Origin of the sequence: Burkholderia sp. DN3021, assembly GCF_049805555.1 — a bacterium.
Classification (GTDB): Bacteria; Pseudomonadota; Gammaproteobacteria; order Burkholderiales; family Burkholderiaceae; genus Burkholderia; species Burkholderia pyrrocinia_C.
Genome location: NZ_JBNCAB010000005.1, coordinates 16,632 through 41,465, shown reverse-complemented (window position 1 = coordinate 41,465; position 24,834 = coordinate 16,632). Strand labels below are relative to the sequence as shown.

At 66.0% G+C, this 24,834-nt stretch carries 21 protein-coding genes; 11 read left to right on the top strand and 10 right to left on the bottom strand.

The genetic code is table 11. From position 1 onward, the window contains the following. Positions 1-263 precede the first annotated feature (263 nt). Positions 264-722, bottom strand: coding sequence for a MerR family transcriptional regulator (locus tag ACPUER_RS04480; protein ID WP_175964255.1), 459 nt, complete (start codon positions 720-722; stop codon positions 264-266). A gap of 77 nt (positions 723-799) precedes the next feature. On the opposite strand from ACPUER_RS04480, the gene ACPUER_RS04475 reads away from it, so the two are divergent. Beyond that, the gene (locus ACPUER_RS04475) at positions 800-2,044 is read left to right on the top strand and encodes an NADH:flavin oxidoreductase/NADH oxidase family protein (protein ID WP_425130452.1); all 1,245 of its coding nucleotides are present in this window, start codon (positions 800-802) and stop codon (positions 2,042-2,044) included. 114 nt (positions 2,045-2,158) lie between these two features. Here ACPUER_RS04475 and ACPUER_RS04470 read toward each other — a convergent pair whose 3' ends face one another. The 3 genes from ACPUER_RS04470 to ACPUER_RS04460 form a co-directional block, all read right to left on the bottom strand. Then, positions 2,159-3,622 (bottom strand): PepSY-associated TM helix domain-containing protein, encoded by a 1,464-nt coding sequence (locus ACPUER_RS04470; RefSeq protein ID WP_425130451.1) that lies wholly within the window; start codon positions 3,620-3,622, stop codon positions 2,159-2,161. 242 nt (positions 3,623-3,864) lie between these two features. After that, positions 3,865-4,350 (bottom strand): hypothetical protein, encoded by a 486-nt coding sequence (locus tag ACPUER_RS04465; RefSeq protein WP_105389780.1) that lies wholly within the window; start codon positions 4,348-4,350, stop codon positions 3,865-3,867. A gap of 198 nt (positions 4,351-4,548) precedes the next feature. Beyond that, positions 4,549-4,872 carry a DNA-binding protein gene (locus ACPUER_RS04460; RefSeq protein WP_310130842.1) on the bottom strand — a complete coding sequence of 108 codons (324 nt, stop codon included), beginning with the start codon at positions 4,870-4,872 and terminating at the stop codon, positions 4,549-4,551. A 592-nt stretch (positions 4,873-5,464) separates the two neighbouring features. Here ACPUER_RS04460 and ACPUER_RS04455 point away from each other — a divergent pair. Then, positions 5,465-6,097: a LysE family translocator gene (locus ACPUER_RS04455; protein WP_072438441.1), complete on the top strand. Its 633-nt coding sequence runs from the start codon at positions 5,465-5,467 to the stop codon at positions 6,095-6,097. A gap of 73 nt (positions 6,098-6,170) precedes the next feature. Here the strand turns inward: ACPUER_RS04455 and ACPUER_RS04450 are convergent, their stop codons facing one another. After that, positions 6,171-7,799: an NADP-dependent glyceraldehyde-3-phosphate dehydrogenase gene (locus tag ACPUER_RS04450; RefSeq protein ID WP_175964251.1), complete on the bottom strand. Its 1,629-nt coding sequence runs from the start codon at positions 7,797-7,799 to the stop codon at positions 6,171-6,173. Positions 7,800-8,708: 909 nt separating this feature from the next. Here ACPUER_RS04450 and ACPUER_RS04445 point away from each other — a divergent pair. After that, positions 8,709-10,838 carry a TonB-dependent receptor gene (locus ACPUER_RS04445; protein ID WP_425130450.1) on the top strand — a complete coding sequence of 710 codons (2,130 nt, stop codon included), beginning with the start codon at positions 8,709-8,711 and terminating at the stop codon, positions 10,836-10,838. A 128-nt stretch (positions 10,839-10,966) separates the two neighbouring features. On the opposite strand, the gene ACPUER_RS04440 is transcribed toward ACPUER_RS04445, so the two are convergent. Further along, complete coding sequence (locus tag ACPUER_RS04440) at positions 10,967-11,914, bottom strand: LysR family transcriptional regulator (RefSeq protein WP_425130449.1); 948 nt, start codon at positions 11,912-11,914, stop codon at positions 10,967-10,969. Positions 11,915-12,137: 223 nt separating this feature from the next. Here ACPUER_RS04440 and ACPUER_RS04435 point away from each other — a divergent pair, with 223 nt between their 5' ends. After that, a complete protein-coding gene (locus ACPUER_RS04435) occupies positions 12,138-13,166 on the top strand; it encodes a DUF1338 domain-containing protein (RefSeq protein WP_065502925.1) in 1,029 nt (342 codons plus the stop codon). Positions 13,167-13,542: 376 nt separating this feature from the next. Here ACPUER_RS04435 and ACPUER_RS04430 read toward each other — a convergent pair whose 3' ends face one another. The 3 genes from ACPUER_RS04430 to ACPUER_RS04420 are packed head-to-tail and all read right to left on the bottom strand — an operon-like array spanning position 13,543 to position 14,369. Next, positions 13,543-13,740, bottom strand: coding sequence for a CsbD family protein (locus ACPUER_RS04430; protein WP_175964248.1), 198 nt, complete (start codon positions 13,738-13,740; stop codon positions 13,543-13,545). A gap of 52 nt (positions 13,741-13,792) precedes the next feature. Then, the gene (locus tag ACPUER_RS04425; protein WP_425130448.1) at positions 13,793-14,149 is read right to left on the bottom strand and encodes a BON domain-containing protein; all 357 of its coding nucleotides are present in this window, start codon (positions 14,147-14,149) and stop codon (positions 13,793-13,795) included. Between the two features lie 55 nt (positions 14,150-14,204). Then, positions 14,205-14,369 (bottom strand): hypothetical protein, encoded by a 165-nt coding sequence (locus ACPUER_RS04420; RefSeq protein ID WP_175964246.1) that lies wholly within the window; start codon positions 14,367-14,369, stop codon positions 14,205-14,207. A 377-nt stretch (positions 14,370-14,746) separates the two neighbouring features. On the opposite strand from ACPUER_RS04420, the gene ACPUER_RS04415 reads away from it, so the two are divergent. The 6 genes from ACPUER_RS04415 to ACPUER_RS04390 all read left to right on the top strand — a co-directional run bounded on the left by ACPUER_RS04415 (position 14,747) and on the right by ACPUER_RS04390 (position 21,182). Further along, on the top strand, positions 14,747-16,276 hold the full coding sequence (locus tag ACPUER_RS04415) for a helix-turn-helix transcriptional regulator (RefSeq protein ID WP_175964245.1): 1,530 nt from the start codon (positions 14,747-14,749) through the stop codon (positions 16,274-16,276). A 140-nt stretch (positions 16,277-16,416) separates the two neighbouring features. Beyond that, entirely contained in the window at positions 16,417-16,608 is a 192-nt protein-coding gene (locus ACPUER_RS04410; protein ID WP_425130447.1) for a CsbD family protein, read from the top strand. A gap of 409 nt (positions 16,609-17,017) precedes the next feature. Then, entirely contained in the window at positions 17,018-18,169 is a 1,152-nt protein-coding gene (locus ACPUER_RS04405; protein WP_347067557.1) for a branched-chain amino acid ABC transporter substrate-binding protein, read from the top strand. A gap of 192 nt (positions 18,170-18,361) precedes the next feature. Continuing rightward, a complete protein-coding gene (locus ACPUER_RS04400) occupies positions 18,362-19,534 on the top strand; it encodes an NAD(P)/FAD-dependent oxidoreductase (RefSeq protein WP_072438461.1) in 1,173 nt (390 codons plus the stop codon). Positions 19,535-19,852: 318 nt separating this feature from the next. Continuing rightward, positions 19,853-20,698, top strand: a complete 846-nt coding sequence (locus ACPUER_RS04395; RefSeq protein ID WP_425130446.1) for a GNAT family N-acetyltransferase — start codon at positions 19,853-19,855, stop codon at positions 20,696-20,698. A gap of 103 nt (positions 20,699-20,801) precedes the next feature. After that, positions 20,802-21,182, top strand: coding sequence for a VOC family protein (locus tag ACPUER_RS04390; RefSeq protein ID WP_072438466.1), 381 nt, complete (start codon positions 20,802-20,804; stop codon positions 21,180-21,182). Positions 21,183-21,393: 211 nt separating this feature from the next. Here ACPUER_RS04390 and ACPUER_RS04385 read toward each other — a convergent pair whose 3' ends face one another. Then, positions 21,394-22,365 (bottom strand): LysR substrate-binding domain-containing protein, encoded by a 972-nt coding sequence (locus ACPUER_RS04385; protein ID WP_072438468.1) that lies wholly within the window; start codon positions 22,363-22,365, stop codon positions 21,394-21,396. 136 nt (positions 22,366-22,501) lie between these two features. On the opposite strand from ACPUER_RS04385, the gene ACPUER_RS04380 reads away from it, so the two are divergent. Then, positions 22,502-24,802: an NADP-dependent malic enzyme gene (locus ACPUER_RS04380; protein ID WP_072438470.1), complete on the top strand. Its 2,301-nt coding sequence runs from the start codon at positions 22,502-22,504 to the stop codon at positions 24,800-24,802. Positions 24,803-24,834 lie beyond the last annotated feature (32 nt).

Here is a 24,834-nt window from a genome sequence, read left to right as displayed (position 1 = left end):
CGTTTGCGAACGAGAGATGTCACTTCGCCAGTCGGCCTTGATGAGGAGAAAGGAAACGCTCGCGAAGCCCCTTGTCAACTCCCCGTGGCGTCGTTGCAGCGAGGCCCGTCGCGGTCACGCATTGTGCGGATCGTCGGTTTGAACCGACAATCGTGCCGTCGCGACAAGGTCATGAGATCGCGGTGCGGAAGCCGACGCATACGCGTCGTCTCGTCTCGCCGCCGCGCGGGTTGATGGATCGGTGGGTGCCGCCGTGCAATCGGTCACGCGCGCTTGCGCGTCGGCCGTGCGACGGGCGCAGGCGCCAGCGGTTCGCCGGCCTGCTCGCACAGCCGCTCGAGCATGCGTTGCGCGGCACCCGCGCAATCCTCGCCCTCCGGCTTGTTCTCGATCTCGTCGATCAGCGTCTCCAGATGGCGCCGGTTCTGCGCGAGACGCTGTTCGAGCAGCGCGATTTCGTCGACCTTGTGTCGCAGCGCGACCAGCAGCTCGTCGCGCGGCCATGCGCCGAGATCGGGCGGCAGCACCGCGCGGATTTCGTCGAGCGCGAAACCCGCGCGCTGCGCGCGGTCGATGATCGCGAGCCGCGTCAGCGCTTCCGGCCCGTATTCCCGATAGCCGTTCGCCTGCCGGCGGGCCGGTTCGAGCAGGCCGCTCGCTTCGTAGAAGCGGATGCGCGACGCCGCGAGGCCGCTGGCCCGCGCCAGTTCGCCAATTTTCATGGGGTGCTCCAAAGGGGCTTGACCTTAAAGTTGACTTTAAAGTTATCGTTGGGCATCGTCAATCGAGGATGCGCTCCATGAACCTGTTTACGCCCCTGACACTGCCCAACGGCACGGTGATCCCGAACCGGCTGGCCAAGGCCGCGATGGAAGAGAACATGGCCGATGCGGACCACGCGCCGTCCGACGCGTTGCTGCGCCTGTACCAGGCCTGGGCCGACGGCCAGGCCGGGCTGATCCTGACCGGCAACGTGATGGTGGACGGCCGCGCGATGACCGGGCCGAACGGTGTCGTGCTCGAGAGCGACGCGCATCTCGACCGCTTCCGCCGCTGGGCGCAGATCGCGCGCTCGGGCGGCGCGCACGTGTGGATGCAGATCAACCACCCGGGGCGCCAGATGCAGGCGGCGCTCGGGCAGACGACGTTCGCGCCGTCGGCCGTGCCGCTCGCGCTCGGCGCGCTGTCGAAGCAGTTCCCGGTGCCGAAGGAAATGACGCAAGCCGATATCGCCGACGTGCAGCAGCGTTTCGTGCGCGCGGCGCAGCTTGCGGAACAAAGCGGCTTCACCGGCGTGCAGATTCACGCGGCGCACGGCTATCTGCTGAGCCAGTTCCTGTCGCCGCTGACGAACCGCCGGCAGGACCAGTGGGGCGGCAGCATCGAAAATCGCGCGCGCCTGCTGCTCGACATCGTGCGGGCCGTACGCGCGACGGTGTCGCCCGCGTTCGTCGTCGCGGTCAAGCTGAACTCGGCCGACTTCCAGCGCGGCGGCTTCAGCGCGGACGACGCGAAGCGCGTGGTCGAGCTGCTGAACCCGCTCGACGTCGATCTCGTCGAACTGTCGGGTGGCAGCTATGAAGTGCCGGCGATGCAGGGCGAGGCGCGCGACGGGCGCACGCTTGCGCGCGAAGCGTATTTCCTCGAATTCGCGCGCGACATCACGGCCGTCGCACGGATGCCGCTGATGGTCACGGGCGGCATCCGGCGCCGCGCGGTCGCCGAGCAGGTGGTTGAAAGCGGCGTGGCGATGGTCGGCATCGCGACCGCGCTGTCGATCGATCCGAACCTGCCACGCGACTGGCGGGCCGGCAAGGACAGCGCGCCGGTGCTGCAGCCGATCCGGTGGAAGAACAAGGCGCTGGGCGCGCTGGCCAACATGGCCGTCGTCAAGTTCCAGCTCACGCGGCTCAGCGAAGGGCGCCGCACGAACCCGCAGGTGTCGCCGCTGCGCGCGCTGGTCCGGCAGCAACTCGCCGCCCAATGCCAGACGCGGCGCTATCGGAAGTGGATGGCGGGGCGCGTGGCGGGCCCGCGCGCGTGACGTCGCTTTCCCGTGCCTGCCGGGCAGGCACGAAAGCCGTGAGAACGGCAGCGGGTAGCATTAGTCTGAACTTCATGCTTCGGAATCCTTTGAATCGGTGGAATCGCTTCGCGGTCATGCTGCCGCGCGCGCCGCACGGCCGAACAGCAGATGGTCGATCAACCAGACCGCGACGATCGTCATCCCCATCAGCGGGAATGCGATGCCGAGCAGCACGAGCCCCGCGATCCAGCCGCGCATCGGCGGCGTGCCGCGTTCGCGCGACGGCGCGCCCAGCTTCCCGGCCGGGCGGCGCTTCCACCACATTACCGCGCCCGTGACGGCCATCGCGGCGAGCCCGAGCGACAGCACCGCACAGACGATCTGGTTCGCAAGCCCGAAGTAGCGACCCATGTGCAGCGACGTGCCGTACGACACGGCTTGCGACACCGCGCCGTAGTCGTCGTAGCGGATGTCCTTCAGCACCGCGCCGCTGTACTGGTCGATGTAGATCGTCCGCTCCGCTTTCGGGTCGGCCGGGAAGTACGACGCGGTGAACACGCCGTCCGCGCCCGACGGCAGCGCGAGCGTGTAGCCGCTCGTCACGCCGAGCCCCGCGACGATCGCGATCGCGCGTGCCAGCGGCAGCGGCGCCGGCGTCGGCGCGGACGGCGAATGCGGAACGGGCACGTTGCCGACCGCCCACGGCGTTTGCGGCAGCGGCAGGTCGTCCATCACCATTCCCGGCATCGACTCGCCCGATTCGTGGTGCTGGCCGGACGGCGCGGCGGCCTGCGCATGTGCAGGCTCTGCGGCTGCGCCCGGGCGCCTCGAACGCACCGACGCGCCGCCCCATGCGCCCTCCGGCGCGCCGAGGTTCACGGTCGCGGCGAGCGCCTTGAAGTTCTTGCCCCACGAGCCCGACCACGGCAGCCCCGACAGGATGAATGCCACCGTGCCGGCCGCGAGCCAGATGCCCGCCGTCGCATGGATGTTCTTCCACAGCGGCCGGCCGCGCAGCGACAGGTCGGGCCGCAGCGCGCGCCCGACGCGCGCCGTGCCACGCGGCCACCACAGCGCGATGCCGGTGCCGATCATCACGAACGTCCAGCACGCGGCGAGCTCCATCAGCAATTCGCCCGTCTTGCCGAGCAGCAGCTTGCGATGCAGCATCCGGTCGACCTGCATGAAGCGGCGCTCGACGCTCAGCGTGCCGAGCACGCTGCCATCGTACGGGTTCACGTACACGCTCTCGCGGCTGCCGTCGCGCAGCCGAAACACATATTCGGCGCTACGGTCGGGCGCCGTGGAGACCTGGACGGAAACCGGCGTCGCACCGGCCGGCATCGCGGTACGCGCGTTGGCGAGCAACGTGTCCGGATCGAGCCTTTGCGTGGTGCGCGGCTCGACGAGCAGCCGGTGCGGATACAGCAGCGGCTCGATCTGCGGCTGGAAGCAATAAAGCGTTCCCGTGATCGCGAGGATCACCAGGAACGGCATGACGAACAGGCCGGCATAGAAATGCCAGCGCCAGAGCGTCCGGTAACCGGCGCTTGCGGAATGGGCGGGCGAGATCGCCCGCTCGATGGTGGTCGACATAATGTCAGCTCCTCATGATCGTCGATCGGCGAGGCCGGCGCGGGCCGGCCGCCGTCAACGCGCCACACACCGGAATGCAAGCGTCGACGTAACGGGCAACGCGGCCCGATGCGCAGGCCATGCGCAAGGCGGCGTTGCCCGCGCGACGCGGGCAGTTGGGTGGACGCTTGAATCAGGTGTGGTGAAACGAACGGCATGAAGGCCCATGCACATCGACGTGCACGAGCCGCTGGGCGGAACGTTCAGCAGAACAGAGGAGGGGCGCGGGAGGGCGGGCGATCGTCGAATATCGATCGCACGACAGGAAGAAAATCGGGAGGAATCCGGAAACGCCGCGGAACCGCGGCGGGAAACAGCAGCACCAGCAGCACGAACGACGCGAGTGCCGTGAACAGTGCGGCGCCGAATGCGCAGAGGCTGTCGCCGTTTCCTGAGGGCGCCGTCTTGTCGGCGTGCGCGTCATGTTTGAGCGCATCGACGAGCGCCAGCGCATCGTTGGCCGGCGTGATCGGCGCGCTGGCGTCGAAGCGGGCGGCCAGTGCGGCCACGTCGACGATCAGCGGGCCACGGCCCGAACACAGCACCACCGAGCCCGCATCCGGACCGTCCGGATCGAGCATCACGGCACCCGACATCAGCGCGCGGGACAGCAGCGTCACAAGGAGGAAACCCCACAGAAGCTGTCGCGCGACGCCTTGCCGGAGCAGGAAGCGGCGAAGTGCGTTCATGGCGCGCGATTGTACATCCGTTTGCGGGGAGGGGCCGGCCACAGCGCTGATGATCGGGATAAGCCGGCGCGCGAGCGGGCGTGTGCGCGGGGTTACCGCGTCATGCGTCGCCCGGCTTCGTGATCGCAGCGGCGATCGATGCGCGCATTCCGTCGTATCGGGAAGTGCCCTTGACGGAATCCGCCTCGCCAGGCCGCGTCACGCCGGATACGAATCGTCGACCTTCAGGTTCGCGAGCCGGAACAGCGTGCGCAGCGTCTGCGGATGAATGTCGCGGCGCGCGGCGAGCGACGTCAGCATGAAGTCGAGCACCTTCGCGTAGCGGAGCAGCACGAGGCAGCGCGCGAGATCGGGCGCGCGGCCGCGCATCTCTTCGGCGAGGTGAACCATTTCGGTCGACAGCGTGCGTGCCATCTCGAGTTCCATCTGCTGTTTGTCGGTCCAGTCGGGTAGCGGCTGTTCGAGCACCTTCGCGAGAAAGAGCTGGAACGCCGTGTCGGACGAATTGGGCAGCGCATCCATGAGGGGCCTCGTTACTTGTGCGGATCGTTCGGGCGTATTCGTGGATGCGCCCGAGGTTGAATTTGTGTCCGCGCGAGTCGTCGGCGCGGCTTTTACCGGAACGGAATGCAGTTTCCGTACCAGCGCCGCGATCCGATTGTCGGGCAATGTCGAGCGGCGATCCGGCGCCGGCCGGCGAGTCCCGCCGGTAGTGGGTTGCGCGGGCGGTCGAGGAGGGTGTCTACAGGCGGGGCGTAGTGGACGTCAGGCGCACGCAGGGGCGCGGCGACGCGAAATGCTTCACGGATGTAACGTAACGCGGGCGGAACGCGCGGTGCGTTTCTGCCGGCGAACGGCCGAAACGTGCCGATCCACGCGTTCCGCCCGCGTCTGCCGTGCGTTCGCTGGCGGGAACGTCGAAACGGGACGAGCTCCGTTGCATGGCGGAAACGGGCGGTGAATGCGCCGGGTGTTTCATATCCGAGACGGTTTCACGAACGACGATTCGATTGGCGTGGCCGTCGAACTGGCCCAGCGATTGGCCGCGCAATTGTCCATGGGCAGACGGCCCGCGTTTGCCAACAATCCCGGAACCAACCCTGCGAGATTCGACATGAGCGTCCACGCCTTCTTCTCGGCCAACCTGCTGCTGGCCTACACGGCCTATTTCATCGGTACGGCCAGCCCGGGGCCAAGCAATCTCGCGATCATGTCGGTCGCCGCGAACCAGGGCCGCAAGGCGGCGCTCGCGTTCGCGCTCGGCGTCATTTCGGGGTCGATGTTCTGGGCGACCGTGGCGGCGCTCGGCGTGTCGGCTGCGCTACTCGCATGGTCGAAGCTGCTGGTCGCGATCAAGATCTTCGGCGGGCTGTACCTGCTGTGGCTCGCATTCAAGTCGGGGCGCACGGCGCTGTCGGGCACGGCGGCGGCATCGCCGAACGCGGCGCGCGAGCAGCGGCTGTCGCGCTTCTACATGCGCGGCGCGATGCTGCACCTGACCAATCCGAAAGCCATTCTCGTGTGGGTGTCGATCGTCGCACTGTCGTCGAACGGCGCGGGCGCGTCGCACGGCGCGGTCGTGCCGGGCTGTGTCGTGATCGGGTGCCTGGTGTTCGGCGGTTATGCGCTCGTGTTCTCGATGGACGGCGCGCGCCGGCTGTACGTGCGCGGCCGTCGCGCGATGGAAGCGTGTCTCGCCGTCGTGTTCGGCGTGGCGGGGATCAGGCTGCTGGCGTCGAATGCATGACAAACAGCGCGGTGTTCGCTGAAACCCTCCGCAGCATCGACGCGCGGCGGAGGGTTCCCGCTTCACGATGGCTTCAGAAAATAAAGCCCGTATTGATGAACTTCGACGTGTGATCCGACACGATCGAGTCGAGCAACTGCTTGCTGCTGTCGGTCTGCTTCGCCGCGACCATCGAGCGGATCGAGAACGCGCGCAGCGCATCGCTCACCGACAGCGTGCCTTCGGCCGAATCCTTGCGGCCCGCGAACGGGAACACGTCGGGCCCGCGCTGGCACTGGCAGTTGATGTTCACGCGGCACACCTGGTTCACGAGCGGATCGACGAGCGCGCCGATCTGCACCGGATCGGAACCGAAGATGCTGACCTGCTGGCCGTGATCCGACGTCGTCACGTAGTCGAGCGCGGTGTCGACGTCGTCGAACGGCGCGACCGGAATGATCGGCCCGAACTGTTCCTCGCGGTACAGCTTCATCCCTTCGGACACCGGATACACGACGGCCGGATAGAACAGCGTCTTGCTGAATTCGCCGCCCGAGTGGTTGACGACCTGTGCGCCCTTGGCCTTCGCGTCGTCGATCGCCTCCGTCATGTAGGCCGTGCGATGCATGCCGGGCAGCGGCGTGATGCTGACGCCTTTTTCCCACGGCATGCCGATCTTCAGCTGTTCGAGCGCGGCGGTGAAGCGCTTCAGGAATTCGTCGACGATCGAGCGGTGCACGAGCAGCATCTTCAGCGCGGTGCAGCGCTGGCCGTTGAACGACAGCGCGCCGAGCAGGCATTCCTTCACGGTGAGGTCGAGATCGGCGTCGGGCAGCACGATCGCCGCGTTCTTCGCGTCGAGGCCGAGGATCGCGCGCAGCCGGTGCGACTTCGGGTGCTGCTTCTTCAGGTGATCGGCCACCTTGCTCGACCCGATCAGCGCGAGCACATTGATCTTGCCCGACGCGAGCATGTGCGGCACGACCACCGCGCCCGGCGCGTAGATCGTGTTGATCACGCCGTGCGGGAACGCGTCGCGGAACGCTTCGAGCAGCGGCTCGAACAGCAGCGTGCCGTACTGAGGCGGCTTGAACACCACGGTGTTGCCCATCAGCAGCGCGGGGATCAGCGTCGCGAAGGTCTCGTTCAGCGGATAGTTGTACGGGCCCATGCACAGCACGACGCCGAGCGGCGTGCGGCGGATCTGGCCGATCGTGCCTTCCGCGATCACGAAGCGCGAGTTCGCGTTGTCGAGCTCCTTCAGCGCATCGATCGTCTGCGTCATGTACGTGACGGTACGGTCGAACTCCTTCTGCGAATCGGCGAGGCTCTTGCCGATCTCCCACATGATCAGGTTCACGACCAGCTCGCGCTGCGCGACCATCCGCTTGATGAAGTCCTGCATGCACGCGATGCGCTGCTCGACCTTCATCGTCGGCCACTCGCCGCGGCCCGAGTCGTATGCGCGCACCGCGGCGTCGAGCGCAGCGTCGCTTTCCGTTTCGCCCATTACCGGATAGCTGCCGATCTCGACCTGCTCGACGCTGCCGTCCGCCTGCCGCACGCACACGGGCGACAGCACGGTCTTGGTCGCGCCGTTCCACGGTCGAAGCTCGCCGTCGACGAGCGACACGCGCTGGTGAATCGGCGAAGCGAGCCGGAACTCGGCGGGGATGTCTTGATACGCGGGAAACAGTTGTTGCAGGGAGGCGGAATCGGGCATGACGGTCTCGTTTGACTAGGTGTCCGGGAAGGACGGGCGATGCGAATCCTGAGCTGAATGATCCTCGATCCTGAATCGGCATGATGACGCGGGCACGACGGCGCGTCACGCGGGAACATGGCCGAATCGGCGCTTGGAACCAGTTCCATTAAAAAGGAACGCCGATGCGAATGCAACAATTGCCGAATCTCATCGCATGTATCGTAAGCATTCAGAAAGAATGTTGCCGAATGGCGGGTATAACGCGTTTGTTGCAGGCGCAAACGTTTCACTCCGGCCGGTTTAGGCGGATAATGGCGCAGCGCGACGAAGAAAAAAAATGAAGCGAGCCTGAGAGAGCAGACGTAGTGAACAAAAGAAGAAGGTCCGCCGCGCTGCCGATGCGAGGTCGGCTGCCCGGAGCGCCGGGTCGGGGTTGCCCGGTCCGGCGCGCACCGGACCGTTGAATACGTGATCCTCTCCAGGCTTTTCGTCGTCGTATCCCGAACCCCACCTTCTGCCTGACCGTTTCCGCACAATCCATTCGATACGGCCGATCGATTTCTTTCGACGCGCTTACGCGATATGCGGATCAGCGCCCCAAAAAGAAAGGCATTCGTCAGGAATGCAGAACGCGATGCGTATGCACGTTGCGGGTAGGCGACACGTTAAAAATTAATCGAAAACACGAATCATTCTCGTTTATTATTTCGCACCATTACGAGCCGTGACGGGATGTCACGGCTTTTTTCGTGCCGGTCGTGCCGGCCGGCATCGACCCGCGCCGGCCGTTCGCCGCCGACATGCGCGACGGGGCGATCCCCCGCGCGCCATCGAGTTCACGGAAAGGCTTCGTCGGTCGCTGCGCGATTCGCGCGTCGACCGGACGCGTTTCCGTTCGCCGTTTTTCCTTCACCCCCTACGCTTACGATGAAACTCAACACGAGCGCTTGCCATGCGCTTCTGATCGTCACGTCGCTGGCCGGCGCCCGCACTTCGTTCGCGCAGGCGAGCGACGCCGCGGCGACCTTGCCCGCGATTTCCGTCAATGCGGCCGCCGAGCATGCGTCGTACGACGCGGGCCGGTCGCGCGCGGCGACCAAGACCGACATGTCGCTGATGGACGTGCCGCAGACGGTGAACGTCGTCCCGCACGCGGTGATCGAGGATCAAAACGCGACGTCGATGCAGGACGCATTGCGCAACGTGCCGGGCGTCGGCTTCTCGGTCGGCGACGGCCAGCGCGACCAGATCACGATCCGCGGTTTCAACAGCATCACGGACCAGTACGTCGACGGCATTCGCGACGACGCGCTCTACTATCGCGACCTGTCGAACGTCGAGCGCGTCGAGGTGCTGAAGGGGCCGGCGGCCGTGCTGTACGGGCGCGGCTCGGCGGGCGGCATCGTGAATCGCGTGCTGAAGCGGCCGGACGCGAACCCGGTGCGCGACGTGGGCGTGACGCTCGGCACGCGCGGCGAGCGGCGCGGCGAATTCGACCTCGGCTGGAATGCGAACGACGCGGCGCGCTTCCGCATCACCGGCGCGGCCGAGAACTCGAACAGCTTTCGCGACCAGTTCCAGCTCAATCGCCAGGCGATCGCGCCGTCCGCGCAGTTCAAGCTGGACAGCAACACGGTGCTGAACGTCGAATTCGACTACCTGCACGATCGCCGCACGTCCGACCAGGGCCTGCCCGCGTATCGCGGCCGGCCGGTCGACGTGCCGATCAACACGTATTACGGCTCGGCCGACGCGGCGAACAGCTCGTACAACGATGTCTCCGCGAAGAGCGCGACGGTGTCGCTCGATCACCGCTTCAGCGATACGCTGTCGTTCCATGGCGCGATCCGTGCGTACGACTTCTCGCTCGAACGCAAGAACTACGTGACGTTCGAGCCGATCAAGACGGCCGCGCGTCCGGTCGTGACGCTCGACCAGTCGACGCGCCAGCGCACCGACCACGGCATCGACGGCCTGTTCGAGCTCACGCAGAAGACGTCGCTGTTCGGCATGCGCCACGAGCTGCTGTACGGGCTGGAACTGTCGCAGCAGCAGAAGTTCGACACGATCTACAACGTGACGAAGGTCGCCACCTACGATCTCTTCAATCCGCAGCAGGTGATTCTGCCCGGCGTGCCGACCGGCGCGCGTGCGAAGACGAATGCGTCGACCGTCGTCGGGCTCGCGGGCGTCTATGCGCAGGACCTGATCTCGCTGACCGAACACTGGAAGGTGCTCGCCGGCCTGCGCTTCGACTACCTGAACCAGATCCGCCACGACTACACGTCGTCGAACGTCAATCTCGACCGCACCGACCACGCGTGGAGCCCGCGCGTCGGCCTGATCTACGAACCGCTCGACTGGCTGACGCTGTACGGCTCGTTCAGCCAGTCGTTCTCGCCGCTCGCCGATACGCTGATCAGTTCCGGCGCGTTCGCGAACGGCGCCGCGCTCGCGCCGCAGAAGACCACCGCGTATGAAGTCGGCTCGCGCTTCGACCTCGGCGGCAAGGCGACGGCCAGCGTCGCGCTGTTCGACATGCGCCAGACCAACCAGCAGATCGGCGATCCCGCGAATCCCGGTTATGCGCTACCGATCGGCACGCAGCACGTGCGCGGGACGGAGCTGGGCTTCACCGGCGAGATCGCGCCGAAGTGGTCGGTGTACGCCGGTTACGCTTACATGAACGGCACGGTCGACGGTTCGCCGCAATCGACGGCGGCCGGCCTCGCGCTGTCGAGCAACACGCCGGGGCTGATGCCGCGTCACAGCGCGAACCTGTGGCTGAAGCGCGAGCTGCCGTACGGCTTCTATGCGGCGGCCGGCATGCAGTTCCAGTCGGCGCGTTACACGTCGGCCAGCGATCTCGTCACGCTGCCGTCGTTCACGGTGTTCAACCTGGGCGCCGGCTATCGCAGCAAGAAGGTCGACGTGACGCTCACGCTCGACAATCTGTTCAATCGCCGCTACTTCATTGCCGCGCACGGCAACGCGGACCTGTACAACATGCCCGGCGATCCGCGTACGTTGACCGCGACAGTGAAGTGGCACATGTAACGCTCACGCTGCGCGACAATGCGGGTCTTCGTCACGACGACCCGCACCTTGCTGCCAATGATCCGGAAAGCGTTTGATGTGTCGAGCATGAATGGCCGCGCCCGGGCGCTGTGACTGAAGCGAGCGCGTTACTCGACGTCCTCGTCATCCTCCGCGTCGGCGCCGTTCGCATCCCCGTCCGGCGCCGCATACGCGCTCGCCTGCTCGAGCAGCCAGCCGCGAAACAGCTCCAGCGGCTTGCTGTGGCTGAATTCCGTCGGATACACGAGGTAGTACGCCGAATCGCCGACCGTCGCCGCGTCGCACGGCACGACCAGGCCGAGCTGCTGCAACTGTTCCTCGACGAAGAACTTCGGCACGAGCGCGATCCCGAGCCCGGCCGCGGCTGCGCTGATCAGCATCGTATGCAGTTCGTAGCGCACGCCCTGCATCGTGCGGATGTCCTCGACGCCATGCGTCTCGAACCACTGCGCCCACGCGCCGGGGCGCGTCGTCGAGTGCAGCAGCGGATACGCGAGCAGATCCTCGACACGCTCGACCGGCCCGTCGAGCAGCGCGGGCGAGCAGATCGGCACGACTTCCTCGCCGAACAGGTAGTCGGACGACGTGCCGGGCCAGGTCGGCTTGCCGTAGTGGATCGCGGCCTCGAAATGGGTGTCCTCGAACGAGAACAGGTCGGTGCGGCTGCCCATGTTCACGCGCACGTCGGGCGTGCGGTCGTAGAAGCTCTTGATGCGCGGGATCAGCCAGTGCGACGCGAACGTCGGCAGCACCGCGAGCTCCAGGTAGCCGCCGCCGCTGCCGTGCGCGATGATCGACAGCGTGTCGCGGTCGAGCGCTTCCAGCGCGCGCCGCACCTGCGTGCCATACAGCTTGCCGGCGCGCGTCAGCACGACGCGCTGCTTCACGCGCGCGAACAGCCGCACACCGAGGCTTGCCTCGAGCGTCGCGATCTGCCGCGATACCGCGCTTTCGGTCAGGAACAGCTCCTTGGCCGCGTGCGTGAAGCTCTCGTGGCGCGCGGCGGCTTCGAAAGCCACCAGTGCGCCCATGTTGGGGATCTTGAATTTGCGCATGATCTCTATTTGTCTGACGAACTGACCCGCGCGGCGCGGGCCGGCGAGCGGGTCGGGGACGGTCGATAATTCCAAAAACTCATCACGTATCAATTTAATCTCGCTTTACGCCCGGCTGCAACCCTTTGAATAATGCTCCCCACGCAAGGTCAGGCGCCCGCCGGGCGGCCGGCCGACGAGTGGCCGGCACGTTTGCCGGCGGTCCCCCGAGACGAGAATCCTGATGCGCAATCCGAATATCGAGAGCTTGCTGACGAAGCTGCTGGGACAGGCGAAGACCGACGCCCTGTTCTCGACCCTGAACATGCCGGCCATCCTCGAAGAATGGGAGGACGGCGTCGTGACGCGCGCGGAGATCGCGCAGGCGATGAACATGGCGCTGTTCGAAGGGCTGCTCGAGCGTTCGGCGAACGGCCGCGCGTACACGGCCGACGCGATCGAAAGCGGCGGCTCGGTCTACTTCGACCACGGCGCGCTGCGCACGGTGCGCTGGCCGCACACGGGCGCGCTGCCGCCGGGCGAGGCCGCGTTCACGCGCATCCTGCGTCCGCTCGGCTTCCGCCTGAACGGCCGCTATCCGCTCGACAAGCTCGGCATGACCGGCCGCGCGTATGCACACGAGGATGCGCCGGACGAGATCGCGCAGTTCTTCGTCAGCGAACTGCATCCGGAACGTTTCTCGAAGGAATTCCAGCAGGCCGTGACGAACGTCGTGAGCTCGTCGCGCGATCCGCTGTCGCCGGCGGCCGTCGCGCTGCTGTGGGAAGTCGAACGCGAAGGCTGGCTGTCGCTCGACGCCGCGCACGCGCTGCTGCCGGAGATCGTCGGCGCCTTCGCGCGCCAGCACGATCTGCCGAACGAACTCGACTACGAAACGCTGCTGATGGAATCGGCGGAAATGGCGTGGATCTCGACCGAAGGCAACGCGTTCAACCATGCGACCGACCGCGTCGCCGACGTGTTCAAGCTGTCCGACGACGAGAAGGCGAAAGGCCGGCCGATGAAGCCGGAAGTCGAGCGCTCGCGCTCGGGCCGCGTGTTCCAGACCGCGTATCGCGCGGATACCGTCGAGCGCGAGTTCCGCACGCGCGACGGCGGCACGGTGAAGCGCAACGTGCCGGGCTCGTTCTACGAGTTCATCACGCGCAAGCGCACGTTCGACCAGGCTGCGCGCCGCTGGGTGACCGACCTGCGTTTCGACGCGGGCAACGCGCAGGGCATCTTCAAGATGACGGCGAACGCGGCGAAGTAACGAACGTAAAGCGGGGCGCTGCGCCCCGCTGCCGAAGCAACGAGCCGATCGGGCAGGGAGCGCATGCGTCCTGCCCGATTTGCGTTGGGTGGCCCGTGATACAGCGGGATGCGCGCGGACGTTCGATCGGCAGCGGCGGAGCGCCGTCGATGGCGCTGTCGGGTGGGTAGCCTGCAGGCGCAGGCGCAGGCGCAGGCGGAGCGCGCCGGACGCCGCGCCGCCGTCAGAAGATGTGCGTGATCAGATAAAACAGCACCAGCAGCCCGACCGGCACGCCGAGCAGCCAGGCGATCAGATATTTGCCCATGTCGTTGTCCTGGCGGCCGCGACGCCGGCGGCGCCGCGGCGGGGTAAGGGTTGCGGTTTGCCGGTTGCGTTACAGCTCGCGATCGAATTCCTTCAACTGCTTCTCGGCCTCGTCGCGGGCGATCCCGTAACGTTCCTGGATCTTCCCGGTCAGATAGTCGCGATTGCCTTCCGCGACCGCGAGATCGTCGTCGGTCAGCTTGCCCCACCTGGCCTTCAGCTTGCCGGTGAGCTGCTTCCACTGGCCCTTGATCTTGTCCTCGTTCATCGTGTGCTCCTTGTCGGAATGGATAAAAGCGCGGCAGCCGCCGCGCGGGAGGTCAGGCCTTTGCCTTCAGGCCGGATGCGTCGACGTGCTTCACGCCCTTGACCGCGCGCGACACGGCGATCGCCTTCTTCACGGCGATCTTCGAGGGCAGCACGCCCGTCAGCGTGACGACGCCGTCGACCGTCTTCACGCCGATGTCGAGACTCTTCACGCCGTCGGTGGAGGCCAGTTGGGTCTTCACCTTGGTCGTGATCCACGTGTCGGTGACGGGCTGGTTCGATTCGGCCTGCATGCCGTTGCCGTTGTCGGCCGACGTGTCCTGCGCATAGGCGCTCGCGAGCGGCGCGGCACTCAGCAGGAAGGCTGCGCCAACGGCGAGCAGGGTCGAAAAATGCCGAGTCTTGTTCATTGAAGTTCTCCGTCGATTGGCGTGTTGAATGGGTAAGTGCGAACGGCGTTATCGATCACCGGGCGATCGGCGTGTCGTAGCCGGGCTCACGCGGCGGGATGTCGGGGCGCGGCACGTCGGGCGGCAGCGGAACCGGCGGGTCCGTGCCGGGAGACGGTTCGGGCGGACTGTCCGGAGGCGGTTCGGGCCGCGTCGGATCGGGTGTCTGATGCAGCTTCATCGTGCTTCTCCTGTGCGGTTCGGAAGACAGCGCATGAGCGCCGATGCAGTACCAGCGTACCGATGCGAACGGGTGGGGACATCGCGCAAATTCACCTGTTCGACTAGTGCGTTTGCACGGGGGCGGTGACGGGGATGGAGTGCGTCGGTTGCCCGAGATGCGGGGGAGGGCGGGACGGAAGCGGCGACGATCGGCGCGATGCCGTACGGTAGCGGCGGGGTAGCGGCGGGCCGTGCGAATGTACTATGGCGGGTAGTGCATTCGCGCCTGTCGCGCCGATGGGCGGCAAGCGATCATCGCCACACGCGCCGGCCGGCGCGTGTCGACAGAGGCGCGGCCGGGCCGGCAGTCATGTTGATGACATGGACAACCATTCGATGAACGAACAGGTCAACGAACAGGCGCTCAAGTCGCATACCGATCGGCGCCAGCTGCACCAGATCATCGCGGGGCTCACCGAGGGCGTGATCCTGGTCGAGCCCGACCAGCGGATCGTGTGGGCGAACGAGGCCGCGCTCGCGATGCACGGCGTGACCGAGCTGACGGCGCTCGGCGCGACCGTCACCGAATATCGCGAGCGTTTCCGGCTGCGCTACCGGAACAACCATCCGGTGCGCGACGGCCACTATCCGATGGATCGCGTGATCGCCGGCGAGGAGTTCAGCGACGTGACGGTCGAAGTCGAATCGGCCGCCGATGAAACCGTGAGCTGGGTTCACCGGATCCGCAGCCTCGTGCTGACGAACGCGGCCGGCGAGCCGGACTGCCTCGCGCTCGTGCTGCACGATGCGACCGAATGGGCGAGCGCCGAGGAGCGCTTCGAGCGCACCTTCAACGCGAACCCGGCGCCGGCCGTGATCTGCCGGCTCGACGATCTGCGCTACGTGAAGGTCAACCAGGGCTTTCTCGACCTGACGGGCCACGCGCGCGACGACGTGCTCGGCCGCTCGGTGTACGAGATCGACGTGCTCGAACAGGCCGAGCGGCGCGAGCTTGCGATCGAGCGGCTCGGCGAAGGCGCGACGATTCCGCAGATGGAAGCCGTGCTGAAAGTCGCCGACGGCGGCACGAAGGCGGTGGTCGTCGCCGGGCAGCCGATCGACATGAACGACGAAGCCTGCATGCTGTTCACGTTCATGGATCTCGAACCGCGCAAGCAGGCCGAGCGCGCGCTCCGGCAGAGCGAGGAGCGCTTCGCGACGGCATTCCGGATGGCGCCGGTCGCGACCGCGATCGTCACGGCCGACCGTTGCGAGCTGCTCGACGTCAACGATGCCTTCGCCGCGATGACGGGCCATCCGCAGGACGACCTGCTCGGCAAATCCGCGGACGAGATCGGGCTGTGGGCCGAACGCGGTGCGTGGCAGCGTATCGAGGGCCGGCTCGCGCGCGACGGCAATGTGCGCAACGCCGATGTGCAGATCCGCACGCGCGACGGCGACGTGCGCGATTGCGTCGTGTCGGCCGATCCTGTCGCGATTCACGGGCGGGATTGCCTGCTCGTCGCGCTGCTCGACATCAGCGATCGCAAGCGCACCGAGATGGAGCTCGTCTACGCGATCGAAACCGCGATGCAGGATGCGTCGTGGTTCAGCCGCACGCTGATCGAGAAGCTCGCGAACGTGCGGCGCGCGAATGCGCCGGACGCGGGGGCGCAACTGTCGGACCTGACCGCGCGCGAGCGCGACGTGTTCGATCTGCTGTGCCACGGTCTCGCCGACAAGGAGATCGCCGGCCGCCTCGGGCTTGCGCCGAACACCGTGCGCAATCACGTCGCGACGATCTACGCGAAGCTCGACGTGCACAGCCGCGGCGAGGCGATCGTGTGGGCGCGCGAGCGCGGGATCGTCGGCGCAGCCGAAGCGAACGGCGCGCGCGAGAAGGGTGGGGAGAAGGGCAAGGACTGACGCCGCCGGTGCGAATGCACCATGCGCGCTGGTGCATCCGCATCTGCCATGCGCGGCGGATGCGTGCAAACCTGTCCACTCGGCGGTGCGGCGCAGGCCGTCACGCCGCCGGCTTTTCCCAACCGTCGCAGGAGACGACCATGGACAGGAATCGCATCGAAGGCAAGCTCAAGCAGGTCAAGGGGTCCGTCAAGGAAGCGCTCGGCAAGGTGACGGGCGACCGCGAGACGGAAGCGGAAGGCATCGCCGAACAGCAGGCCGGCAAGATCCAGGAGAAAGCCGGCGAGGCGGCCGATGCGGTGCGCAAGCATACGGGCGCGGATCGGCACTGACCGGATGACGCGACGCTGCGGGCGTCGCGAGGGCGTGCCGGCGTCGCGGCGATGATGCTTCATCGGCATGACCGCAGCCGGCCTTTCTGGACGGGCGCCGGCGCGTATCTCCACTGGCGCCTTCGGCTCACGGCCGGCCGTCGCGCGGACCGGCCGCGCGGAACTTGATGAAAAATCCTCACAACGTAGTTCCGATAATTCGTTTGCTGCACGGGTATTGGCTACCCACAATCCGTTCACCTCTTTCGCCGTGAAAGGTTCTTCGGAGACGGAACCTCAGTGATCGGCCGACCGGTTTGACGCCTTCGTCGAATGGCGCCCCGGCGGCGGACGACATCACCGGCACGCGAGAGGTCGCCGACGCGCGGCAGTCGCGCGTTGCATCCCGACCCACAGAAGAAGGATTGCCATGACGTTCCGCATTCGTTCGCTTTCCGGCGTTGCATTGACCGCCGCGATCCTCGCGTTCCAGACGGGCGCGGCCCATGCGCAGGAGACGGTCGTCAAGGTCGGCGTGGCCGGCCCGCTGACGGGCGGCGGCGCCGCGTACGGCAAGGACATCGAGAACGGCGTGCGCATGGCCGTCGACGAAGCGAATGCCGCGCGCACGACGGTGGGCGGCAAGCCCGTGAAGTTCGTCGTCGCGTCGCAGGACGACCAGAGCGATCCGCGCACCGGCGTGCAGGCCGCGCAGCAGCTTGCCGACGCGCAGGTGGCCGTCGTGATCGGCCATTTCAATTCGGGCACGACGCTGCCCGCGTCGAAGATCTACGCGAAGGCCGGCATTCCGATGATCACGCCGTCGGCGACCAATCCCGACATCACGCGCGCCGGGCTCGGCACCGTGTACCGCGTGATCGCGACCGACACGCAGAACGCCGGCAACGCAGGCGCGTATGCGGCGAGCGTGACCAAGGCGAAGCGCATCGCGATCATCGACGATCGCACCGCGTTCGGCCAGGGCGAAGCCGACGAATTCGAGAAGTCCGTGAAGGCGAACGGCGGCACGATCGTCGCGCGCGAATTCACGAACGACAAGGCCGTCGACTTCAGCGCGCAGCTCACGAAGATCAAGAGCACGAATGCCGATCTCGTGTTCTTCGGCGGCCTCGACGCGCAGGCCGCGATGCTCGTGAAGCGCATGCGCCAGCTCGGCATCCGCGCGCAGTTTCTCGCGGGCGGCGGCGTGATGAACGCGAACTTCATCAAGCTGGCCGGCAACGCGGCGGAAGGCGCGGCCGTGTGGGAATACGGGCAGCCGCTGTCGCGCCTCGCGAAGGGCAAGCTGTTCGAAACGAAATTCAGGCAGAAGTACGGCGTCGACATGCTCGCGTATGCGCCGTTCGCGTACGACGCGACGTGGATCGCGATCAACGCGATGCAGAAGGCCAATTCGACGAAGCCGGCCGATTTCAACGGCGCGTTGAAGGACACGCGCTACGACGGCATCACGGGCACGATCGCGTTCACGAACACGGGCGACCTGAAGAACCCGAGCTCGACGCTGTATGAAGTGAAGAACGCCGCGTGGCAGCCCGTCACGACGAAATCGGCGGATTGAACGCAAGCGCGCGCGGACTTCCGCGGCGATGCCGGACGTGCTGAAATACCGTGAGCGATCGGTTGCGATCGCGGCGCATGCCGGGGCGATCGCCGGGGAAGTCTGCGGACGCGACGCCGCGTGCGACGCGGCACGAACAACCAACGGGCGTGGCCGGCTGGCCGCGCCTTTTACGTGCAACTGGAGTCAGTCGTGAGTTCTCAAGTCGTCATCGTCGGCGGTGGTGTGATCGGCAGCTCGATCGCCTATTTCCTGCGCGCCACCGATCCGACGGTCGCCGTGACCGTCATCGAACGCGACCCCACCTATGCGCGATCGTCGTCGGCGCTGTCGGCCGCGTCGATTCGCCAACAGTTCTCGACGCCGCTGTCGATCGAGATGTCGCTGTTCGGCATCGACTTCCTGCGCACGATCGGCGAACGGCTCGAAGTGGACGGCAACCGGCCGTCGATCGATTTGCACGAAGGCGGTTACCTGTTCCTCGCGACGGCGGCCGGCGATGCGACGCTGCGCGAGAATCACGCGCTGCAGACCAGCCTCGGCGCCGATATCCGGTTGATGGATTGCGATGCACTGCGCGCGAAGTTTCCGTGGCTGAACGTCGACGATCTCGTGTCGGGTGCGTACGGCGTGAGCGGCGAAGGCTGGTTCGACGGCTACGGGCTCGTGCAGGCGCTGCGCAAGAAAGCGCAGGCGCTCGGTGCGCGTTATGTGGCCGCCGACGTGAAGTCGGTCGAACGCGATGGACGGAAGATCACGCATGTCGTGACGGGCGACGGCGAGCGTTATGCGTGCGACACGCTGGTCAACGCGGCCGGTGCGTGGACGCGCACGCTGTCGTCGATGATGGGCATCGACATTCCCGTGTATGCGCGGCGCCGCAGCATCTTCAACGTGTCGTCGCCGGCGAAGCTCGCCGATTGTCCGCTGCTGATCGATCCGACGGGCGTGTATTTCCGGCCGGAAGGGCGCACGTATATTTGCGGCACGTCGCCGAGCCCGGATCGCGACCCGGACGATCTGCCGCTCGACGAAGTCGATCACGACCTGTTCGACGACGTGATCTGGCCGACGCTCGCGAATCGCGTGCCGGAGTTCGAGGCGCTACGCGTGGAGAACTGCTGGTCCGGGTACTACGAGTACAACGTGTTCGACCACAACGCGATCATCGGGTATCACCCGGAGCTCGATAACGTCGTGTTCGCGAACGGCTACAGCGGCCACGGGCTGCAGCAGGGGCCGGCGACGGGGCGCGGGGTTAGTGAACTCATTCTGGGCGGGCGTTACGAAACGCTCGACCTGTCGCCGCTCGGCTGGGCGCGAGTGCTGGAAAACCGGCCGATCGTCGAAAAGAACGTCGTGTAGCGCGGCGTGACCGCCCGGTGTGGGGTGGGCGGTATTCTCCTTGTGTCTCAAACCCATTGGCCCGACTTTGTCGGGCTTTTTTTGTTCTTCGCGGATTTTGGTGGTGGGTGCTCGGCGACCCGTTGCAGCCGGTCGACCGTTCGGACATTCGAGGAATGCCTGCCCTTGGGATTATGATGACGCGATCGGCGGCCGTGGCTTCGGGCACGATTGCCCGGCCTGTTCCGTCAGTTGGCCGGTGCTCGCTTGCCGGCGCTTTCCCGATGCATTTTCCGTAACACGAGGCGGCGATCTCTAAAGCCGCGAGTGGGGCGAACCATGGATCAAAGCGGTGACTTTATCGTGCGCACCATGTCGGCCGACGAGCTGGCCATGTCGGTCGAATGGGCGGCTGCGGAAGGGTGGAATCCCGGCTGGCATGACCCGCACTGTTTCAGGGAAGCGGACCCGGCAGGGTTCTTCGTCGGTGTTTGGCGCGGCGAGCCGGTCGCGTGCCTTTCCGCCGTCGCCTATGACGAACACTTCGGTTTCATCGGCCTTTACATCGTGAAGCCCGGGTTTCGCGGCAAAGGCTTCGGTATGCGAATCTGGCAGCACGGCATGCGTTATCTTGGAGGCCGCAACATCGGTCTCGATGGTGTCGTCGCCCAGCAGGCGAACTACGGGAAGTCCGGGTTCCGGCTCGCGTACCGCAACATCCGCTATCAGGGCCGCGTGAACGGCATCGGGTGCGCGCATGTAGCGGCAGCAGGCGATGTGCCGTTCGAGCAGTTGCTTGACTACGATCGCCAGTGTTTCCCCGCAGCGCGCGAGCGTTTCGTCTCCGCGTGGATCGCACAACCGGATGCCGTTGCGCTCGCAACGGTCGACGCCGGCCGTGTCGCCGGATACGGTGTCGTGCGCCGTTGTGAGGCGGGCTGCAAGATCGGCCCGCTCTTCGCCGATGATGCGGGCGTTGCCACCGGGCTGTTTCGCGCGCTGGCGGCAAGCATGCCCGGCGAGGTCATCGTGCTCGACGTGCCGGAGACGAATCCCGCGGCCGTCGCGTTGGCGGAACGGCACGGCATGACGAGCGTCTTCGAAACCGCACGGATGTACACGAAAGACGCGCCCGCGATCGCTCTCGAACGCGTGTTCGGCGTGACGTCGTTCGAGCTGGGGTGATGGGGCGGACGGGGCTGCCGTCGATGGCTGCATGTGGCAACATCGCGGTGATCCGTACAACAGGTCGGGGCGCGGGTGGGCCCAACTATTCGCAGGGGAATTCATGTTTGACCACGTCAAATTCGGAGTCAGCGATTTCGCAGCGAGCAAGGCGTTCTTCCTCAAGGCACTCGAGCCGCTTGGCGTGGTGGTTGCGGGGGAGGGGGAGCCTTCGTACGGCGTCGAGCTTTGTCCGCCGGGGCCGTGGCAGCCTTCGTTGTGTCTGTTCCAGACGACGGAGAAGCCCGCGCATCTTCACATCGCGTTCAAGGCCGAGAATCGGCGGCAAGTCGACGAGTTCTATCGTGCGGCGCTCGAGGCGGGCGGGAAAGATAATGGCGCGCCGGGGTTGAGGCCGCGTTATAACGCGAATTACTACGCGGCGTTCGTCATCGGGCCGGATGGGCACAATATCGAGGTGGTTTGTCAGCGGGCGGAGGGGTGAATTTCTGTCGAGCCGCGTTGGGCGGCGGGACTGTCTCTCGCGTCACGCTTTTATCGATAGCGGTAGACGGATGTCTTCGAAGCCACGAGTGAACATTGGCGTGACCGAGAGCGTGCATGCGCGAATATGAGAAGCAGCCAAGATTGACCGCTCGCACCGCGAGTATGAATTGTTCGTAGCCGTGCAGCAGGTCCCTTGCCTGGGACAAACCTTATCTCCGCGCCTCCCCATACGTCTCCTTACACACCTCCCGTAGCGCTTCGACGAGCAAATCCCGCGCCGGCGAGTGCGAATCGGCGGAGCGGGTAAACAGCGCAATCGGCGGAAGCGTCCACACCAGCGAGTAAGGCACGATCGCCACGCCGGCAATCCGCACCAGTTCCTCCGCGATATCGGCCGGCACGATCGAGACGGCCTCGTCGCTCGACGCGATCATCTCGCCGATCAGCTTGGACGAGTAGCTTTCGACGATCGGAACAGGCGGCGGGATGCCGGCCGACAGAAACAGGTCGGTCACCTGTTCCCGCATCGGCGTATGCGGCGCGCCGAGAATCCAGTCGAGCGCGTGCAGCTTGTTCCAGTCCAGCGTCGTGCGGGCCAGTTTCGCGGCAAGGCGCCGGCTCGCGATCATGCGCGGCTGCTGCTGGTACAGCACCTCGAAGGAAACCCGGCCCAGATCGATCGCCGACGACGCTCGCCCGATCACGATGTCGACGCTGTGATCCTTGAGCTGCAGCAGCAGCTGATCGCTGGTGCCTTCGTGAATCGTCACGGTCAGGCGCCGTTCCATGCGCGCTTGCAGCCGCTTCAGCGCCGCGGACAGCATCTGGCCGGAGATGAACGGAATCACGCCGATGTGCAGGTGGGCCGCATGCCCGGCGGCGACGGCCTCCATCTCGCGGGCGAGGTGGTCGAGATCCTTGATCATCGCCTTCGCCCGTTCGAGCACGACCGCGCCGAGCGCGGTCGGCCGCATGCCGCGCGACGAGCGCTCGAAGAGCGGCGTGCCGAACATGCTCTCCAGCTCGGACAGCGCGTTCGTCACGGCGGGCTGGCTGCTGGCCATGTGCTCCGCGACGCGCGTCAGCGACCCGTGCTGCTGGATCTGCAGCAACAGCACCAGATGCCGAATCTTCAGACGTGCGCCAAGCCGCCTGACCACGTCGTTTGCGTCAAAAGTCATTGACTGGCCACGCACCCATCATGAAAAAGTGATGGGCCGATATTAAAACGGAATCATCTCCTTATGGCGGATCTCTAGAATCACCTCCAAGGATCGCGCCGGGACTGGCCTGGCGCCCGTGCCCGGACCGAAAAACATGAAACAGACTGAGACACAGCAGCAGGCAGCGTTCGACTATCACGAGTTTCCGACGCCGGGGAAGATCTCGGTCGTCGCCAGCAAGCCGCTCGTGACCCAGCGCGATCTCGCGCTGGCTTACACCCCGGGCGTGGCGGGGGTGTGCGAGTCGATCGCGGCCGATCCGCTGCAGGCGCACCGCTTCACGAGCCGCGGCAATCTGGTGGGCGTGATCACCAACGGCACCGCGGTGCTCGGTCTGGGAAACATCGGCCCGCTCGCATCCAAGCCGGTGATGGAAGGCAAGGCCGTCCTGTTCAAGAAGTTTGCCGGAATCGACGTCTTCGACATCGAGATCAACGAGACCGATCCGGACAAGCTGGTCGACATCATCGCCGGCCTCGAACCCACGTTCGGCGGCATCAATCTCGAGGACATCAAGGCGCCGGAGTGCTTCACGGTCGAGCAGAAACTGCGCGAACGCATGAAGATTCCCGTCTTCCATGACGATCAGCACGGCACCGCCATTACCGTATCGGCTGCTTTCATCAACGGGCTGAAGGTCGTCGGGAAGTCGATCTCGGAGGTGAAGGTCGTGACGTCGGGGGCCGGTGCGGCCGCGCTGGCCTGCCTGGACCTGCTGGTCGACCTCGGGCTTCCGGTCGAAAACATCTGGGTGACCGACATCGAAGGCGTCGTCTATCGCGGCCGTACCACGCTGATGGACCCGGCAAAGTCGCGCTTCGCGCAGGAAACCGATGCGCGCAAGCTGTCCGAAGTCATCGGCGGCGCGGATGTGTTCCTGGGCCTGTCGGTCGGCGGCATCCTGAGCGCGGAGATGCTGAAGGAGATGGCGGCGCGTCCGCTGATTCTCGCGCTGGCCAACCCGACGCCGGAGATCTTCCCGGAACTGGCGCATGCGACGCGCGACGATGTCGTCATCGCGACGGGCCGCTCGGACTATCCGAACCAGGTCAACAACGTTCTCTGCTTTCCGTACATTTTCCGCGGCGCACTGGACGTGGGCGCGACGACGATCACCCGCGAAATGGAAATCGCCGCCGTTCACGCGATCGCGGGGCTTGCCGAGGAAGAGCAGAACGAAGTGGTGGCGGCGGCCTATGGTGCGTACGACGTGGCCTTCGGCCCGCAATACCTGATTCCCAAGCCGTTCGATCCGCGCCTGATCGTGCGTATCGCGCCGGCCGTGGCCAGGGCGGCGATGGAAGGCGGCGTGGCGACGCGCCCGCTGACGGATCTCGACGCGTATGTCGAGCAACTGCAGCAATTCGTCTACCACTCCGGCGCGTTCATGAAGCCGCTGTTCGCGACGGCGCGTCAGCTTGTGCGTGACGGCGGCAAGGCGCGGATCGTCTTCACCGAAGGCGAGGACGAGCGCGTGCTTCGCGCCGTGCAGGTGATCGTCGACGAGAAGCTTGCGCGTCCGATCCTGGTCGGGCGTCCGGAGGTGCTGCTGGCGCGGATCGAGCGCTTCGGTCTGCGTATTCGGCTCGGTCAGGATGTCGAAGTGACCAATCCCGAATATGACGAGCGGTTCCCGCAATACTGGACGACGTATTGGGAGCTGCGGTGCCGGGACGGCATTTCGAAGGAGATGGCGCGCGTCGAAATGCGGCGTCGCCTGACCCTGATCGGCGCGATGATGGTGCGGCTCGGCGATGCGGACGGGATGATTTGCGGGACGGTCGGCGAGTATCACAATCACCTGCGGTTCGTCGACGAAGTGATCGGCAAGAAGCCCGGTGCGTCCACCTACGCGGCGATGAACATTCTGCTGCTCGACCAGCGGACGGTGGCGCTGGTGGATACGCACGTCAACGATAATCCCGATGCCGAGCAGATCGCGGAATTCACGATTGCTGCGGCCCGGCAGATGGAGTGGCTGAACCTGACGCCGAAGGCTGCGTTGCTGTCGCGCTCGAACTTCGGTTCAGGCAGCGCGGCTTCGGGTGTGAAGATGCGCCGGGCGCTGGAGATCGTCCGGGAGCAGGCGCCTGATATCGAGGCGGATGGCGAGATGCACGGCGACTGTGCGCTCGATGAAGGGCTGCGGTCGCGGCTGCTTCCGATGTCGCCGCTCAAGGGCGCTGCCAATCTGCTCGTTTGTCCGAACGTCGATGCGGGGAATATTGCGTACAACCTGCTCAAGACCGAGGCGGGCAGCAATGTGGCGGTGGGGCCGTTCCTGCTCGGAGTCAACGCGCCGGTGAACATCCTCACGTCGAGCTCGACGGTGCGGCGGATCGTGAATATGGCGGCGTTGACGGTGATCGAGGCCAATCGGAGTGCTTCTGCCTGATCGATCGGCGCTTGTGGGGAGGGCTACGGCCA